Genomic DNA, 584 nt, shown 5'->3' with positions numbered 1-584 from the left:
GTGGGACAAATGATTGGGGTGAAGTCGTAACAAGGTAGCCGTATCGGAAGGTGCGGCTGGATCACCTCCTTTCTAAGGATATTACGGAATGACCATTAGGTCATGGAATAACGGAGACATATTGTATTCAGTTTTGAATGTTTATAACATTCAATTTAAGAATGGGCCTATAGCTCAGCTGGTTAGAGCGCACGCCTGATAAGCGTGAGGTCGATGGTTCGAGTCCATTTAGGCCCACCATTAAAATTTAATTCCCAATTTAGGGGGCTTAGCTCAGATGGGAGAGCGCCTGCTTTGCACGCAGGAGGTCAGCGGTTCGATCCCGCTAGTCTCCACCATATTATATTGTACATTGAAAACTAGATAAGTAAGTAAAATAGATTTTACCAAGCAAAAAACCGAGTGAATTTCTAACGAAATTCAACAAGCTTAATAATCGCGCGTCGTCTTTATAGACGACATCACAGATTAATAACAGTTATTTTCTTAAACGTTATGTATAAGGAAATATAGATTAAGTTATTAAGGGCGCACGGTGGATGCCTTGGCACTAGAAGCCGAAGAAGGACGTTACTAACGACGAT

At 41.6% G+C, this 584-nt stretch carries 2 tRNA genes and 1 rRNA gene; all 3 read left to right on the top strand.

Features of this window, described 5'->3' with window-relative positions:
• Positions 1-72: ribosomal RNA gene (locus LQ694_RS15430) — 16S ribosomal RNA — on the top strand; the annotation flags it as partial.
• Positions 73-163: 91 nt separating this feature from the next.
• Positions 164-240 (top strand) — tRNA-Ile (locus LQ694_RS15425).
• 22 nt (positions 241-262) lie between these two features.
• A tRNA-Ala gene (locus LQ694_RS15420) sits at positions 263-338 on the top strand.
• The last annotated feature ends 246 nt before the right edge of the window (positions 339-584 follow it).

It is taken from the genome of Mammaliicoccus sp. P-M58, assembly GCF_022386165.1.
GTDB classification, from domain to species: Bacteria; Bacillota; Bacilli; order Staphylococcales; family Staphylococcaceae; genus Mammaliicoccus; species Mammaliicoccus sciuri.
This window is presented reverse-complemented; position numbering and strand designations above follow the sequence as displayed.